The sequence below is a fragment of the Streptomyces sp. SCL15-4 genome, assembly GCF_033366695.1.
Taxonomy (GTDB): domain Bacteria; phylum Actinomycetota; class Actinomycetes; order Streptomycetales; family Streptomycetaceae; genus Streptomyces.
This window is the reverse complement of the sequence record NZ_JAOBTQ010000001.1, coordinates 8,242,482-8,257,706: the sequence shown is the minus strand read 5'-3', so window position 1 is coordinate 8,257,706 and position 15,225 is coordinate 8,242,482. Positions and strand designations below refer to the sequence as shown.

Here is a 15,225-nt window from a genome sequence, read left to right as displayed (position 1 = left end):
CTCCGGCGCGACCGGCAACGCGGTGCGGGCCGACATCGTCGCGGCCGGCTGCCGCCGAGCGCGTCCTCACAGGCTCAGAGGACGGTGTCCTCCCCGCATGGCCGGGGGCCGCCGCCGCGAGCCCACCTCCGCTGCCGTGCATGTGTTCTCCGGAACTCGACCCCAGGAGCGATGAACCATGTCCATGACCATCGAGAGATCGGGGCGACCGCGAACGCCGTCCCCGCTGATGCCACTGACGTCCTTGCGCAGGATCCTGGCGCTCACGTTCACGGTCGTACTGCTCGCCGTGGCCGCCCCCCTTCTCGCCCTGGAGACGGCGCAGCCCGCGACCGCGCTGGGCAACGGGCTGGCGTTGACACCGCAGATGGGTTTCAACGACTGGAACGCGTACGGATGCGACGTCTCCGAGTCGCTGATCAAGTCCACCGCCCAGGCCATGCACACCAACGGCATGCAGGCGGCGGGCTACTCGTACGTCAACATAGACGACTGCTGGATGACCCACAGCCGCGATTCCGCCGGCCGCCTGGTGCCGGACCCGGCCAAGTTCCCCAACGGCATCAAGGGCACCGCTGACTACGTGCACTCGCTCGGGCTCAAGCTGGGGATCTACGAGGACGCGGGCACCGCGACCTGTGCCGGGTACCCTGGCAGCCTGGGCCACGAGACCACGGACGCGCAGACGTTCGCCTCTTGGGGCGTGGACTACCTGAAGTACGACAACTGCAACAACACCGGAGCGCCCGCTCGTACCCGGTACACCGCGATGCGCGACGCCCTGGCGGCCACCGGCCGGCCCATCCTCTTCAGTCTGTGCAACTGGGGCCAGGAGAACGTGTGGACCTGGGGCGCGGGCGTGGGCAACAGCTGGCGTACCACCGGGGACATCAACGCGAGCTTCTCCAGCATGCTCTCCATCTTCCACAGCAACGTGGGGCTCGCCTCCTATGCCGGCCCTGGCCACTGGAACGACCCGGACATGCTGGAGGTCGGCAACGGCTCGCTGACGGCCACCGAGAGCCGTAGCGAGTTCAGTTTGTGGGCGGAGATGGCCGCGCCGCTGATCGCGGGCACCAACATCCCGTCGGCCAGCAGGGACACCCTGGCCACCCTGACCAACTCCCGCGTGATCGCGGTCGACCAGGACCCGCTGGGCAGGCAGGGCGTCATGGTCTCCGCCTCGGGGGGCCTGGACGTCCTGGCCAAGCCGCTGGCGAACGGGGACGTGTCGGTGGCGCTGTTCAACGAGACGGGCTCGACGGCGACCATCACCACCAGCGCGGCCGCGATCGGCAAGACCGGGGCGTCCTCCTACACCCTGACCGACCTGTGGTCGGGGGCGTCCTCGACGACCTCGGGGACGATCAGCGCCTCGGTGCCCGCACACGGCACGGTGATGTACCGGGTCGCGGGCGGCACGAGCAGCGGCGGCACCACTGTGACCGGTGAGCTGCACGGGCTGGGCTCGGGCAAATGCCTGGACGTCCCGAACTCGACCACGACCGCCGGCACCCAGGTGAACATCTGGAGCTGCAACGGCGGTGCCAACCAGACCTGGACGCGTTCCGCCTCCAACCAGCTCACCGTCTACTCCGGCAGCAGTCTGAGGTGTCTGGACGCCTACGACAACCAGACCACACCGGGGACGAAGGTGGAGATCTGGACCTGCAACGGTCAGACCAACCAGCAGTGGACGCTGCACGCCGACGGCACGATCACCGGCGTCCAGTCCGGCCTGTGCCTGGACGTCGCCGGAGGGGCCGGCGCCGACGGAAGCCTCGTCCAGCTGTCGACCTGCAATGGCGGCAGCAGCCAGCGGTGGACGCTGGCATGAGTCCCCCCTTCCCGCCCCGGCGGAGCCCCGTCCGGTCTGCCTGCCGCGTGCCTGCCGGCCGCGGACAACCGGGTGCCTCCGCACCGACCAGGGACAGCTACGGCGCCGCCGTGGGGTGGCACCGTCACAGAGGAGGTTTCGTGATCGGATCAGCCGTCGACCGCTGGCCAAGGCGGTGGAAAGCCACGCTCCTGGCCGCGTTCGGTAGCACGGAGTTCGCCGCGTCCTCGCGGACCAGCACGGCCACCACCGCCCGGTCTTCGGCCCACCCGGCGAAGGCCACCGCGGCCGACGCGTCGTGGCGTGTGACCTCTACGCCGCGGGCGGTACGCCGTGCGTGACGGCGCACTCCACCACCAGGGCGCTCTTCGCGTCGTACAACGGGCCGCTGTACCAGATCCAGAGGTTCTCCGAGAGGCGACGCCGGAGCCGACGCCATGGCCCTGCCGGTGACCGCGGGTGGTCACCAGGACTTCGGTGTCAAGGTCAAGCCCGATGCCCGCTACCGGATCGACCACGCGAACGGCGTGGCCACCGGTTCCCAGCCCGAGGGCATCCACATGGTGAGGTCGTCGGACTACACGAACCAGTGGTGCTGCTTCGACTGCGGCAGCGGCGAGAAACTCCCACACCGACACGGGCAACGCCACCATGAACGCCGTCCACTGGGGCAACGCCTGCTGGTTCGGCGGGTGCACCGGCAGCGGTCCACGGGTCGAGGCCGACCTGGAGAACGGGATGCACCACACCAACACGGGCTCCGACAGGGATCCCGGCAACACCGGTGTGCACCACCCGTTCGTCAGCGCGCGGCTGAGGAACAACAGGTCCAACCAGAAATGGTCACCGAGCTGGCCCCTCGAAGGACCCGCAGCAACCGGCCGGGGCGGCACGCGGCCCCCGCCCCGGCGCGTCACCGCACCGCCCACGCGCGGGACCCGTCCCGCCCCTCACACACGCCGCAGCGACGGACCGCACAGGAGGACCGGATGAGGACGAGAAGGCGTCGGCACACAGACCGCCGGCCGGCGTGGGCGAGGGGACACACCTACGCGATGCACGGCGACCGGGCGTGCCGCGTCGCCCCGAACCCGGCCGGAGCGCTGATCAAGAGCGGGGGCGGCCCGCAGCCGGCCGGTAACGGACGACCGCACAGCCATCGGGCCCCGTGACCGGGCCCCCGCACGGGACACCTCCCACCTGCGAAAGGACTCCACCGTGTCAGCATTCAGCCGGTTGTTCCGGCGCCTGCGCGTCTTGACGGCCGTGCTCGCGGGCCTGCTCCTGACCGCCGGCGGCATCGTCGCCACGACCGCCGCCCCGGCCCAGGCCGCCACCTCCATCACGATCAACGGCGCCTCCGGCGGCCGGACCTTCGACGGCGTCGGCGCCATCAGCGGCGGGGGCGGCAACAGCAGACTCCTGATCGACTACCCCGAGCCCCAGCGCGGACAGATCCTGGACTACCTGTTCAAGCCCGGCTACGGCGCCTCCGTGCAGATCCTCAAGACGGAGATCGGCGGGGACACCAACTCCACCTCGGGGTCCGAGCCGAGTCACCAGCACACCCGGTCCGACCTCAACTGCGACCGGGGATACGAATGGTGGCTGATGGAACAGGCCAAGGCCCGCAACCCGAACATCAAACTGAACGGGCTCGCCTGGGGCGCACCCGGCTGGATCGGCGGCGGGAACTTCTGGTCCACCGACATGGTCGACTACCTGCTCTCGTGGCTGGGCTGCGCCAAGCAGCACGGGCTGAGCATCGACTACCTCGGCGGGTGGAACGAGCGGGGCTACAACATCTCCTGGTACGAGCAACTGCGCGGCGCGCTCGACAGCAACGGCTACCGCAACGTCAAGATCGTCGCGGCCGACTCGGACTGGTCGGTGGCGAACGACATCAACTCCAACCCGGCGTTCGCCTCCGCGGTGAGCGTCATCGGCACCCACTACCCCTGCGGCTACCGGTCGTCCCAGTCCAACTGCTCGGTGCCGTCGGCCGCCACTTCATCCGGCAAGACGCTGTGGGCCAGCGAGAACGGTTCGGACGACTACAACGGGGGAGCACAGGCCATGGCCCGCGGCATCAACCGCGGATACATCGACGGCCGGATGACCGCGTACTTCAACTGGCCGGTGGTCGCCTCGGTCACGCCCAACCTGCCGTACCCCACCATGGGTCTCGTCCTGGCTCCGCAGCCCTGGTCCGGCCACTACGCGATCGGCAAGAACGCCTGGGTCATGGCGCAGACCAGCCAGTTCACCGCCCCGGGCTGGCACTACCTCGACGCCTCCAGCGGCTACATCGGCGGCAACCGGAACAACGGCAGCTACGTCTCCCTGAAGTCCCCCAACGGCTCCGACTACTCCACGGTCGTCGAGACGATGGACGCGGGAAGCGCCCAGACGCTGAACTTCAACGTCACCGGGGGACTGTCCACCAACACCGTTCACGTCTGGTCGACCGACGTCACCTCCGGCAACCCGGCCGACTACTTCGCGCACACCGCGGACATCACCCCGTCCGGCAGCGGCTTCAGCCTCACCGTCCAGCCGGGCCGCGTGTACACCCTGACCACCACGACCGGCCAGAGCAAGGGCACCGCCACCGGTCCCGCCCAGGGCACGCTGAAGCTGCCCTACACCGACTCCTTCGACGGCTATGCCACCGGCACCGAGGCCAGGTACCTCATGGACTGGCAGGGCGCCTTCGAGGAGGTGGGCTGTGGCGGCGGCCGCAGTGGCAGGTGCGTGCGCCAGATGAGCCCGCAGAAGCCGATCACCTGGGACGCGCTGTCCGATCCGCACGCCCTGCTCGGTGACGTGAGCTGGAGCAACTACACCGTCTCGTCGGACGTGCTGCTCGAACAGCCCGGATACGCGGAATTGATCGGCCGTGCGGGCGCACAGGACTACAGCAGTACCGGAGGACTGAACGCCTACCACCTGCGGGTGAGCGACACCGGGGCCTGGTCGGTCCTGAACTCGAACACCAACGGCAACGTCACCACCCTGGCCCGTGGCACGACCACGGCCCTGGGCACCAACCGGTGGCACTCCCTGGCCCTCACCTTCTCCGGCACCGCCATCACCGCCGTCATCGACGGTGCCACGGTCGGTTCCGTGAGCGACCGCACCTGGGCCGGCGGGCAGGCCGGCTACGCGACCAGCCAGGGTGAGACGGCGCAGTTCGACAACCTGTCCATCACCCCCGGCAGCGGCGGGAACGACGGCGGCACGACAGGCGCGATCGTCGGAGCCGCGTCCGGCCGGTGCGTGGACGTGCCGAACCAGTCGCAGACGGCCGGCACCCAGGTGGAACTCTGGGACTGCAACGGAGGCACCAACCAGCAGTGGACGAACACCTCGGCCGGTGAGCTGCGGGTCTACGGAAGCGCCTGCCTGGACGCCGCAAACCAGGGCACCAGCCCCGGAACCAAGGTGGAGATCTGGGACTGCAACGGCGGCAGCAACCAGAAGTGGACGCTCCACGCCGACGGCACGATCACCGGCGACCAGTCCGGCCTGTGCCTGGACGCCACCGGCGGGGGAACGGCCAACGGCACCCTCCTCCAGCTGTGGACCTGCAACGGCAACAGAAACCAGCAGTGGACGCGCGACTGATCCGGTGACCGGCCGACGACCACCGGCTCCCGCACCACCCCAGTCGACCACTCCCGAGAGGCCTCCACATGTCTTCCTCCTCCCCACCGGTCAGCCGCCGTCGGCTGCTGGCGGCGGCCGGCGCGGCCACGGCCTTCGGCCTGCTGCGGTTCGCCCCCGAAGCCGCCGCGACCGACGGTCCCGGCAGCTACACCGCGAGCTGGCCGTCAGTGGACCGGCACCCCCCGGCCCCGGCCTGGTTCCAGGACGCCAAGTTCGGCATTTACTACCACTGGGGCGTCTTCAGCGTCCCCGCGTTCGGCAACGAGTGGTACCCGCGCAACATGTACATCGGCGGCTCGAACGAGAACAGGCACCACATCGCCACCTACGGCGATCCCTCGGTATGGCCGTACCACAACTTCATCGACGGTGCCCGCGACAAGGCCGGCAACTACGTGCGATTCGCACCCGAACTGGCCTCCAAGGGAGGCGACTTCGACCCGGACGCCTGGGCCCGGCTGTTCAAGTCCGCGGGCGCCAGGTTCGCCGGCCCCGTCGCCGAACACCACGACGGCTTCTCCATGTGGAACAGCCGCACCAACCCGTGGAACTCGGTCCAGCACGGCCCCCGACTCGACCTCGTGGGACTGCACGCGCAATCCATCCGCGGGCAGGGGCTGAAGTTCATGGCCTCACTGCACCACGCCTACCACTTCAACGGCTACTACGACCACGTGCCGTCCCAGTCGGACGCGACGCTGCGCATGCTCTACGGCCAGCAGGGCTCGTCAGCGGAGAACAAACTCTGGTTCGACAAGCTGGTCGAGATCATCGACGGCTACCAGCCCGACCTGATCTGGCAGGACTTCGACCTGGGCCTGGTGCAGGAGTCCTACCGCCTCCAGTTCCTCGCGCACTACTACAACCAGGCCGTCTCCTGGAACAAGGACGTCGCCGCGACCTACAAGGACGGCCTCAACGACAAGGGCGAGGTCTACGACTTCGAACGCGGCGGCCCGGCCGGGCTGCTCACCCCCTACTGGCTGACCGACGACAGCATCTCTTCCTCCAGCTGGTGCTACACCACGGGCATCGGCTACTACTCGACGCAGGCACTGCTCCACTCGCTGATCGACCGGGTCAGCAAGGGCGGCAACATGCTGCTGAACATCGCACCCACGGCCGCCGGCGTCATACCCTCCGGGCAGCAGTCCATCCTGCTCGGCATGGGCGACTGGCTCGGCCGCTTCGGGGAAGCGGTCTACTCCACTCGCTCCTGGACCAGCTACGGCGAGGGCCCCACCAAGATGGGCGGGGGCTCGTTCAGCGGACCGGTGGCCGGCACCGCCAAGGACGTCCGGTTCACCCGCAGCCAGGACGACAAGTTCCTCTACGCCACCGCGCTGGGCTGGCAGGGCGGCACCATGACCATCACGACCCTGAACTCCAACCAGTTCAACCTCAGCACCCTGACGAGCGCCCAACTGCTGAACAACGCCGCCGGCAGTTACACCGACCTGCCGGCACCGGTCCAGGACGCATCCGGCCTGCACCTCACCATGCCCTCGGCCAACCCGCCGTTCAGCGCCCTGGCCTACACGGTCAAGCTCACCTTCTCCGGTCGGATCCCCCCACTGGGCGGGCCGGGCGGCTCGACCACCTGGGTGAAGATCGCCAACGTGACCAGCGGGCTGGTGCTCGACAGCGGGGGCACTGTGGCCTCCGGCTCCAACCTCAAGCAGTGGAACTACGACGGAAGCGCCAACCTGCAGTGGCAGCTGATCGACCTCGGCAACGGCTACTACCGCATCATGAACCGAACCAACGGCATGGCCGCCGACAGTTGGGGCGACTCCGCCAACGGCGCTCCCGCCCGCCAGGCGGCGTGGAACGGCGGCGACAACCAGCAGTGGTCGCTCCACAGCCTCGGCGGCAACCGCTACCAGATCGTCAACCGCGGCACCGGCACCGCACTCGACGGCAGTGGCAGCACCACGGCCGGCTCCCCCACGGTGATGTGGACGCCGAACTCCAGCACCAACAACGAATGGGCCATCGCCGGCATCTGAAACGCCGGCCACCGGCATCCCCTGCCCCTCCTCACCCACCGAAGAAGGAATGCATGAAACGCAGACCACTCTTCATGTCGATCGCGGCTGCGATACTCCTCGTCCTGTCGGCCGCGGGCACCTCGTTCAGCAGCGCCCGTGCAATGACCGGGCCGGCCACCACCGGAACCGTCCGGGCGACCGCCGGCTGCGGCAAGGCCCCGGCGCTGACGAGCGGCACCCACACCATCCAGAGCGGCGGCCAGACCCGCAGTTACATCCTGCGGGTCCCCGCCGGCTACGACAACAACCACCCCTACCGGCTGATCTTCGGATTCCACTGGCGGGGCGGCACGGCCAACGACGTGGACTCAGGCGGAACGGACGGGTACAACTGGTCCTATTACGGCCTGCGGCGCCTGGCCGACGCGAACAACAGCACCATCTTCGTCGCCCCCCAGGGCAACGGCAACGGCTGGGCCAACCCTGGCGGCCAGGACGTGGCCTTCGTCGATGCCATGGTCAGCCAGATCGAAGCGAGCCTGTGCGTGGACACCGCGCAGTTGTTCTCCGCCGGCTTCAGCTACGGCGGTGCGATGTCGTACGCCCTCGCCTGCTCCCGGGCCGCGGTCTTCCGCGCCGTCGCGGTCTACTCCGGCGCGAACCTCAGCGGATGCGACGGCGGTACCCAGCCCGTCGCCTACATGGGCCTGCACGGCATCAGGGACAACGTGCTGCCCATCGCGTCCGGACGTCAACTGCGCGACACCTTCGTCCGGAACAACGGCTGCACCCCGCAGAACCCGCCCGAGCCCGCCTACGGCAGCCTGACGCACATCATCACCGCCTACTCCGGCTGCCGGTCGGGATACCCCGTCGTCTGGGCCGCGTTCGACGGAGCGGGCCACGACCCCGGTCCCATAGACGGTTCCACCGGTGACGGCTGGCACACCTGGACATCGGCAGCGGTGTGGCAGTTCTTCACACAGTTCGACTCGAATTCGCCGCCGTCCGCGGGCAACCAGGAGATCGTCGGCCAGCAGTCAGGACGCTGCCTCGACATCAACAACTCCACCACGACCACCGGCACACAGGCACAACTGTGGGACTGCAACGGTGGCTCCAACCAAAGGTGGACCTACACCTCCGGGAAGCAACTGGTCGTCTACGGCAACAAGTGCCTGGGCGCCGGCCAGACAGCGGCCAACGGCACTCCGGCGGCGATCTGGGACTGCAACGGACAGACAGACCAGCAATGGAACATCAATTCCGACGGCACGATCACAGCGGTGCGCTCGGGGCTCTGCCTGGATGCCAACGGCCAGGGGACCGCCAACGGGACCAAAGTCCAGCTATGGAACTGCACGGGCGGTACGAACCAGCACTGGCGCTTGCAGAACTGACACACCGGGGCCAGGCACGGCACCGTTCCGGCCTGGCCCCGGGCCAAGCATCGCGACCTCGCATCGTTCGGAGCCGGTTGCCTGCGGCTGATGCCGTTCAGCGCGGAAGTCGCTGGTGCGCTGCAATATGCCTGTGCACGTTGGCAAGAACTGGCACGGTAGCGCACCGAAGAGACATCCCGCACCGGTTGCCAACCGAGCTTGAATGCGTGATGCCGTCATGATGGCTGGCGTCGGAGTCCGGTGGCGGTGAGGCAGCCGCGAGGACGTCGGGGCGGTGGTGGAGCCGACGTAGGAGGCGCCGGACGGCAGTGATCAGGTCGTCGGGGTCGGCAAAGGCGTGGTCGGCTGTGGTGGTGCGTCGCAGGACGGACCAGATACCTTCGACCGGATCGAGGTCGGGTGCGTAGGACGGCAGTTGGAAGACGGTGAGCGAGTCGCGGTCCGGGCAGGGTCGGTAGATCAGCCGCGAGGGTTGGCCGGCCATGTAGCAGGCCAGGGCGGCCGCCGATAAGCGGTCTGTGACTTCGGCAGCAGGGATCGACGGCGAGATGCCCGGCGCGACGCACGATCCGGTGCGCGGAGGCGGCGGCCTTCGCCTGGCACATGCACTACCTGGCGGCCGGCCTGCACCTCACCGTCTGGGTACCCCACTTCTTCGGCCGGCGCGATCGACACGCCGTGCGCGTCATGCGACCATCGGCACCAGCCTTGCCCCGGCACGCCACGGTGCGGGGTGACCGGCGCGCGGCGGCGTCGCTGCACACGGCATCACGTGCCTGAACGTCCACCCCCCGGATACGTGAGCGAGCCCCGGACCGCAACGGCGGTCCGACGCTCGCGTGCTACTCGGGGCGCGGCTGCTACAGCTCGAATTCGAGGTGCTCGATGTCCGTGAACCGGACTTCCTCCAGGCTGCCGGCGCGACGGCCGCCGTCCTGGAAGTACACCTCCTTGAGCCCTTCGGCTGCGATCTCCTGGAGGCGGGCGTCGCTGGCACCGGCCTCCTGGGCGTCGAAGAGGCGGGCGGCGTACTGCGGGGGCAGGGCGACGGTCAGGTGCCGGATGCGGTCCTGGTCCGTCGACCCGATCGGCGCGGTGTAGCCCATGCGGGCGCGGGTGTCGATGACGATGCCGTCCGTGGTCGCTGCCTTCTGCCGGGCCTTGGCCCGGATTTGTGGCTGCCAGCGCTTCCTCACCTCGCGCTCCAGGCGCGCGGCGAGCTCCGGGCGGGGCTTTTTGATCTGGTCCTTCACGTACCGCTCGACGGTGCGCTGGGAGATCCTCAGCAGCTGGGCCACCGCCTTCGTGCCCTTGAGCTGCCTGACCAGGTACCGCATCTGCGCGGGCGCGCTCTTGGGCGCCGGGCGGGTGAACGCCTTCTGCACCGCGGCCTCCAGGCCGTCCCCGAACAGGCTCATCGCCTTCTCCTACTCCCCGTTGTCTACGTCGGTGACGGTGCCGTCCTTGATGTACCGGGCGAGGTTGAGCTCCGGGGCGTCGAACCGCTCGCGGACTTCCTCGCCCCACAGGACGGACTGGGTGCCTTCGTGCTTGACCAGGCCCGGGTTGACGCCGAGCCTGAACCCGCCCGGCAGCGCGACGCCGTCCCGGTAGGGCAGGAAGTCCAGCGGCGAGGGGCCGGCGGCGGCGTAGACGACGCAGTCGGACAGGATCGCGATGGGGTACTGCCCGGTGAACGCCGCATGCTTGACGATCTTGCGGTGGAGGTTGATGCGGGTGCGGGAGATGACGGCCGCACGGATGTCCGGCCGCCACGTCGGGCGGGACAGGGCCCGCCACGGCTCGCCCGGCCGCCAGCCCTCTCCGCGGGGCCGCTCGCGGAGCTTGCCCAGGCCGCCCTTGACCGTGGCCTTGATCGCCGAGACGACGATCGCCAGCTCCGGGTCACGGTCCTTGTAGCCGTCCATCGCGGCGAGGAAGTCGGCCGGCGCCATGTCCGCGTGCACGCCGAGGTCGGCCATCGTGGCGAGGTAGGCGTCGCGCAGCCGCTGGTACCAGCCGTCCAGGTAGCGGCCGTTGTCGTACCGGACGTACGCCTCGGCCGGGCGCACTTCGTAGCCGAGTTCCACCGCGTACGCCACGGTGGGCGTCGCGTACCAGGCCGGGCCCTCGGGGCGCTCGCCCTTCGGCGTGAACGGGCTCGGCAGCAGGCTGCCGTCCAGCTGCACCCACTCCTTGCCGACCTTCACGCGGGACAGGTCGACGTGGGAAAGGTCGACCAGCCAGGAGCCGGGCAGCTTCGGGTCGAACGCGGGGGCCTTGACGTGCGTCGCCTCGCCCAGGCCGACGGTCAGACCGTTCGCGCCGGCCGCGAAGGCCATGTTCACGTCGATGCCGACCAGGTGCCGCAGGGTGCACTCCGCGTCGGTCATCGGTCGTGCCCAGTCGTAGGCCTCCTCGAACAGCTTCTCCCCCGGACCGCGCACGTGGAACCGGGGCAGATCCTTGAGGACGGGGTGGCCGTCGGGGGCCTCGCACGGCGCCGGGTCGACCGGGTCCTTGCCCAGCGAGCCGGGGTTGTGCTCGGAGTGCCGACGGCCGTCGGCGTCCGGCTCGGAGGCCCGGGTCGGCGGGTGCAGCGCGGTCATCAGCTCCAGGCCGGTCACGGCCGTGGAGCCGCGCGGCGTCAGCACGCGCGAGGCGTACACGCCCAGGATCCGGGCGAGTTCGGCCGGCGGGAGCTGTGCGGCATGACCCCAGTGCCGGGTGTCCAGCGCGTTCCACGACGGGATGCACAGCTGCACGCAGGCCCGCTCCGAGCCGGTCGCGGGGCGGTAGATCCGTGCCCACGGCCCGAACCCGCGCTTGGTCAGCTTCCACTCCGCGCGCGCGAGCTGCTTGACGACCTTGTGGCTCTCCGGGATCCGCCCGGCGTGCTTCTGCTCCTCCGTGAGCGTCACGGGCAGGCCGTAGCGCTCCAGCGCGGCCTCGGTCAGCACGAGCAGCGGATCGGCGTCCTTGCCCGGCCCGGACAGCTTCGGCTGCCCGAGCTTCGCTTCGCGCAGCGTCCAGTCGACCAGGGCCGGGATGCTCCTGGCGGGCACGTCCAGGACCAGGCCGCCGACGCAGTACGCCAGCACCTTGCCGTCCTCAACATCGACGACCGCGAGCGGCCCGTTCCCGAACCGCGGGTCGGTACCGCCCGCCGCAGTGCCGGCCGGGGCAGCCTTCCTCGCACCCGGGCGGCGCGACGTCGACGACGTCCCGGTGGTGCGCGCCGGACGGGGCGCGGCCGCCGGAGCGGCAGCGACAGGGGCAGAGGTCTGGGTGTTCTCGGTTGCAGTCATGCCCGCGGCCTCGGACGCCTGGCCTGTGGACACAGTCTGCGTTTTTGCCGGGTCGGGTGCGGTGAACGTGGCCGGTACCGCCGCGTCCTGAACCGGCGCGGCCGTGGCGTCGGCGGGGTAGAGCTCCGCGAGCTTGTCCAGCAGCCGGGCGTAGGCGTCGCGCTCGGGCGGACGGGGCTCCGTCTTGCCGTTCTCCCAGCCGGACACCGTCGCCCGGCGCACCCGCAGCGCGGTGGCCACTTCGTCGATCGTCAGGCCGTGCGAGACACGCAGCCGCTTGCGCTCCGCCGGCGGCGGCAGCGAGGCGCGGGACGCGACCAGCGCGTCGACCGCGTCGAACAACTCGGACATGGAGCACCTCCTGACCGACACCCTACCTCTAAGAGCGTACCAACAGCGCTCACATCGCGTACGTGTCGCGTACAAATAGCGTTCGGATTCGGGTGGCGTGATCCGGCCGAGGAAAGACCGGAAACGATCGCGTGACGCGAGATCTTCATGGGGAGGTAGGAGCGGTCCTCGTCGCTTGGAGTAATCAGGGGGTCACGTGGGGTGGAAATGTTCGTTCGATAAGGCGATGCAGAAGCTCGCCAATATAGAGCGCCAGTTGGAGGCGGCGCAGCAGAAGGTCGAGCGTCTCGACGATCCGACGGTCGGGCTGACCGCCCTGCACGGCGAGCTGGTCCAGAGCCGCCTGAAGATCCTGGAGAGGATCGAGGGGGGCGTCACTGGCCTGCGCGAGGAGAACCGGGAGATTCGCCGGCGTCAGGACCGGATGATCAGCGACCTGAACGACACACGGGGCGAACTGCGGCAGCTGCTCGACCTCGCCGACGTCCTACGGCCCTCCGCTCCGCCCCGGACGCCGGGCGAGAGCACGCCCACGCCTTCGGGGGAGACGGAGCAGCCGACCGGCCCCGAAACCGGCTATGGCCTGACCGACTCCGCCGAAGCCTGGCCGCCCGCCTCCGCCGAAACCGCCGCCGACACCGCACACCAGGGGGAAACCATGGAGAACACCGAGCACCAGCCGCAGCCCGAGGACGGCGCCCAGGAACAGGACCCGGCGCTGAAGAAGGCCATCGAGGCCGCCTACCAGGGCTCCGCCACACCCGCCGACCACTCCCCCGCCGACCACTCCCCCGCAGCCGCGCCGCAGGCCTCCGCCGGAGCGGTCGACCCGCGCATCGCCCACGGAGTCCTGCTGCTGAAGGCCGCCGGCGTGGCCGGCGTCGAACTGATCGCGCACCGCGACACCTGGGAGTGGCTCGCCGCCCTGGCCGCCGGCCACAGCCACTTCCGTACCCCGCCCTCCGTCGAGGACATCAAGGACGGCCGCGAGGGCCGCGTCCAGACCGTCCTGTCCGGGCGCTCCCTCATCGCCCTGCTGATCGAGCTGTGGAACACCCGCTCCACCGCGGCTCCGCTGCAGAGCGAATGGGCCCTGGCCACGATGACGTACCACCGCATCGCGGCCGAACTCACCGACCCCGCCGGGCAAGGCCAGACCATCCGCATCGTCCTCGACGACGGCTATCCGCCGGAGACCGGCGACTGACCGTCACCGACCCTCGACTCCGCGGCCGACTTCATCGACGTGAAGTAGGCCCCGAGCGGTTCGGGCCGGGCGGGTACGGAGAATACGGGCTTGGCCCCCAGACATTGACTGCCGACGGTGGCGTTGCGTGCACCGCGTGCCGCAGGAGTCGGGGAGGTAGTCGGCCCGCGAGCATCAGTCGGTCGACAGCCGCCGCGATCGTCTCCGGACCGGCGACCGAGGACATGGGCCGAGCCTCGGCCACAGCGCTCCGTCGGCAGTGGGTCCCCAGTCACGCCATGCCGCTCGCTCCAGCCGATCACCAGCACAGATGACCGGGGCAGCCCCCGCCCAAGCGCCATCTGGTCGTCGATCGTCACAGCACCGCTCGGCGTCACATTCACCGGCGACCGCCGGCATGACGTCACCCGGCTTCTGTCGCTGCCGGACGCGGTCTTACCGATCCGGCGAACGCCCCCACGCACCCCCGGCTCTTGTACGCCGACCGGGATGACGACTTCGACAAGGACCGCCGTCTGCTGTGGAAGCGCGGCGTCAAGCCGACGACCGCCCGACGCGGTGCCGCCGCCCATGGCTCAGGGCTGGGCAGGGTGCGTTGGACGGTCGTGAATGAACCGCATGCCATTGGTCATGGTTTTCCCGTCGGGGCAGGGTGATCAGACAGGTACCCTGCCCCGACGGAGTCCGGCCGGCCGGCAGAAACCGGTGCCGTGCGCGGCGCTCCCCGGCTCAGCCGAAGTTCACGTCGCTGCACCACATGTAGGCCTGGTCGAGGTGCGAGGCCTGCCAGATCACGAACAGGATGTGGCGTCCGGTGTAGCCGGAGGTCTGGACAGGGAACGTGATGTCCTGTGCCGGTGCGTAGCGGCCGGTCTGCGTGATGAAGTCGAGGTTGCCCCAGCCCAGGGTCTGGGTCGTGGGGTCGAAGCCCTGCTTGCTCACGTAGACCTTGAAGTAGTCGGCACCGTGGGACGCCTGGTCGTACAGGTGGACCGAGAAGTTGTTGCCGACAGTGGTGGCCTTCCACGGCCCGGGCTTGTCGAGGCTGGCGTTCCTCGAGAGGTTGTTGCTGCAGAGCGTCCCGTCGGGGGTCCGCGCCTGGAACTGGCCACCGAGGCCGTCGCGGAGCGCGCTCATCCAGTTCCACATGGTGTCGGGGTTGGCCTGGAAGGCCTGCCAGCACATGGGGTCCTGGGTCTGCATGGCCGGGTTCGTGTGGTTGCTGCCCCACGTCTTCCAGCACTGGTACGCGCGGGAGGCGGGGTCGACGATGGTGCCGTGGGCCTGGGCGGGGGCCGACCAGGCCAGCGCGCCGACAACCACGGCGAACAGCATGGCGAGCGCCTGGAGAGGCCGACGGAGGGACGACCGCGAACGCCCGGTTAACGGACTCTGTATGCGCATGTGGGGGGACTCCTTCCAGTTGCAAGCTGTTGTGGGAGCGCTCCCAACGGTAGGG

9 protein-coding genes and 2 pseudogenes are annotated in these 15,225 nt (G+C 69.6%); 7 read left to right on the top strand and 4 right to left on the bottom strand.

Features of this window, described 5'->3' with window-relative positions; genetic code table 11:
- Positions 1-229 precede the first annotated feature (229 nt).
- The 5 genes and pseudogenes from SCK26_RS37080 to SCK26_RS37050 all read left to right on the top strand — a co-directional run bounded on the left by SCK26_RS37080 (position 230) and on the right by SCK26_RS37050 (position 8,897).
- Positions 230-1,837, top strand: coding sequence for a glycoside hydrolase family 27 protein (locus SCK26_RS37080; RefSeq protein WP_318205767.1), 1,608 nt, complete (start codon positions 230-232; stop codon positions 1,835-1,837).
- Positions 1,838-1,977: 140 nt separating this feature from the next.
- Positions 1,978-2,662, top strand: a pseudogene (locus SCK26_RS38115) (arabinofuranosidase catalytic domain-containing protein); the annotation flags it as partial.
- A gap of 393 nt (positions 2,663-3,055) precedes the next feature.
- Positions 3,056-5,464: a ricin-type beta-trefoil lectin domain protein gene (locus SCK26_RS37060; protein WP_318205765.1), complete on the top strand. Its 2,409-nt coding sequence runs from the start codon at positions 3,056-3,058 to the stop codon at positions 5,462-5,464.
- A 68-nt stretch (positions 5,465-5,532) separates the two neighbouring features.
- Positions 5,533-7,515, top strand: a complete 1,983-nt coding sequence (locus SCK26_RS37055; RefSeq protein WP_318205764.1) for an alpha-L-fucosidase — start codon at positions 5,533-5,535, stop codon at positions 7,513-7,515.
- Positions 7,516-7,589: 74 nt separating this feature from the next.
- The gene (locus SCK26_RS37050; protein ID WP_318206178.1) at positions 7,590-8,897 is read left to right on the top strand and encodes a ricin-type beta-trefoil lectin domain protein; all 1,308 of its coding nucleotides are present in this window, start codon (positions 7,590-7,592) and stop codon (positions 8,895-8,897) included.
- A gap of 97 nt (positions 8,898-8,994) precedes the next feature.
- On the opposite strand, the gene SCK26_RS37045 is transcribed toward SCK26_RS37050, so the two are convergent.
- The 3 genes from SCK26_RS37045 to tap form a co-directional block, all read right to left on the bottom strand.
- Entirely contained in the window at positions 8,995-9,384 is a 390-nt protein-coding gene (locus SCK26_RS37045; protein ID WP_412080820.1) for a transposase, read from the bottom strand.
- Positions 9,385-9,760: 376 nt separating this feature from the next.
- Positions 9,761-10,318, bottom strand: a complete 558-nt coding sequence (gene tpg / locus SCK26_RS37040) for a telomere-protecting terminal protein Tpg (protein WP_318205763.1) — start codon at positions 10,316-10,318, stop codon at positions 9,761-9,763.
- A 9-nt stretch (positions 10,319-10,327) separates the two neighbouring features.
- A complete protein-coding gene (tap, locus tag SCK26_RS37035; protein WP_318205762.1) occupies positions 10,328-12,559 on the bottom strand; it encodes a telomere-associated protein Tap in 2,232 nt (743 codons plus the stop codon).
- A gap of 226 nt (positions 12,560-12,785) precedes the next feature.
- Here tap and SCK26_RS37030 point away from each other — a divergent pair, with 226 nt between their 5' ends.
- Together SCK26_RS37030 and SCK26_RS37025 are read left to right on the top strand one after the other, a co-directional pair.
- A complete protein-coding gene (locus SCK26_RS37030) occupies positions 12,786-13,766 on the top strand; it encodes a hypothetical protein (RefSeq protein WP_318205761.1) in 981 nt (326 codons plus the stop codon).
- 320 nt (positions 13,767-14,086) lie between these two features.
- Positions 14,087-14,371: pseudogene (locus SCK26_RS37025) on the top strand (IS5/IS1182 family transposase); the annotation flags it as partial.
- Between the two features lie 124 nt (positions 14,372-14,495).
- Here the strand turns inward: SCK26_RS37025 and SCK26_RS37020 are convergent.
- Positions 14,496-15,101 carry a lytic polysaccharide monooxygenase gene (locus tag SCK26_RS37020; RefSeq protein ID WP_318205760.1) on the bottom strand — a complete coding sequence of 202 codons (606 nt, stop codon included), beginning with the start codon at positions 15,099-15,101 and terminating at the stop codon, positions 14,496-14,498.
- Positions 15,102-15,225: the final 124 nt, after the last annotated feature.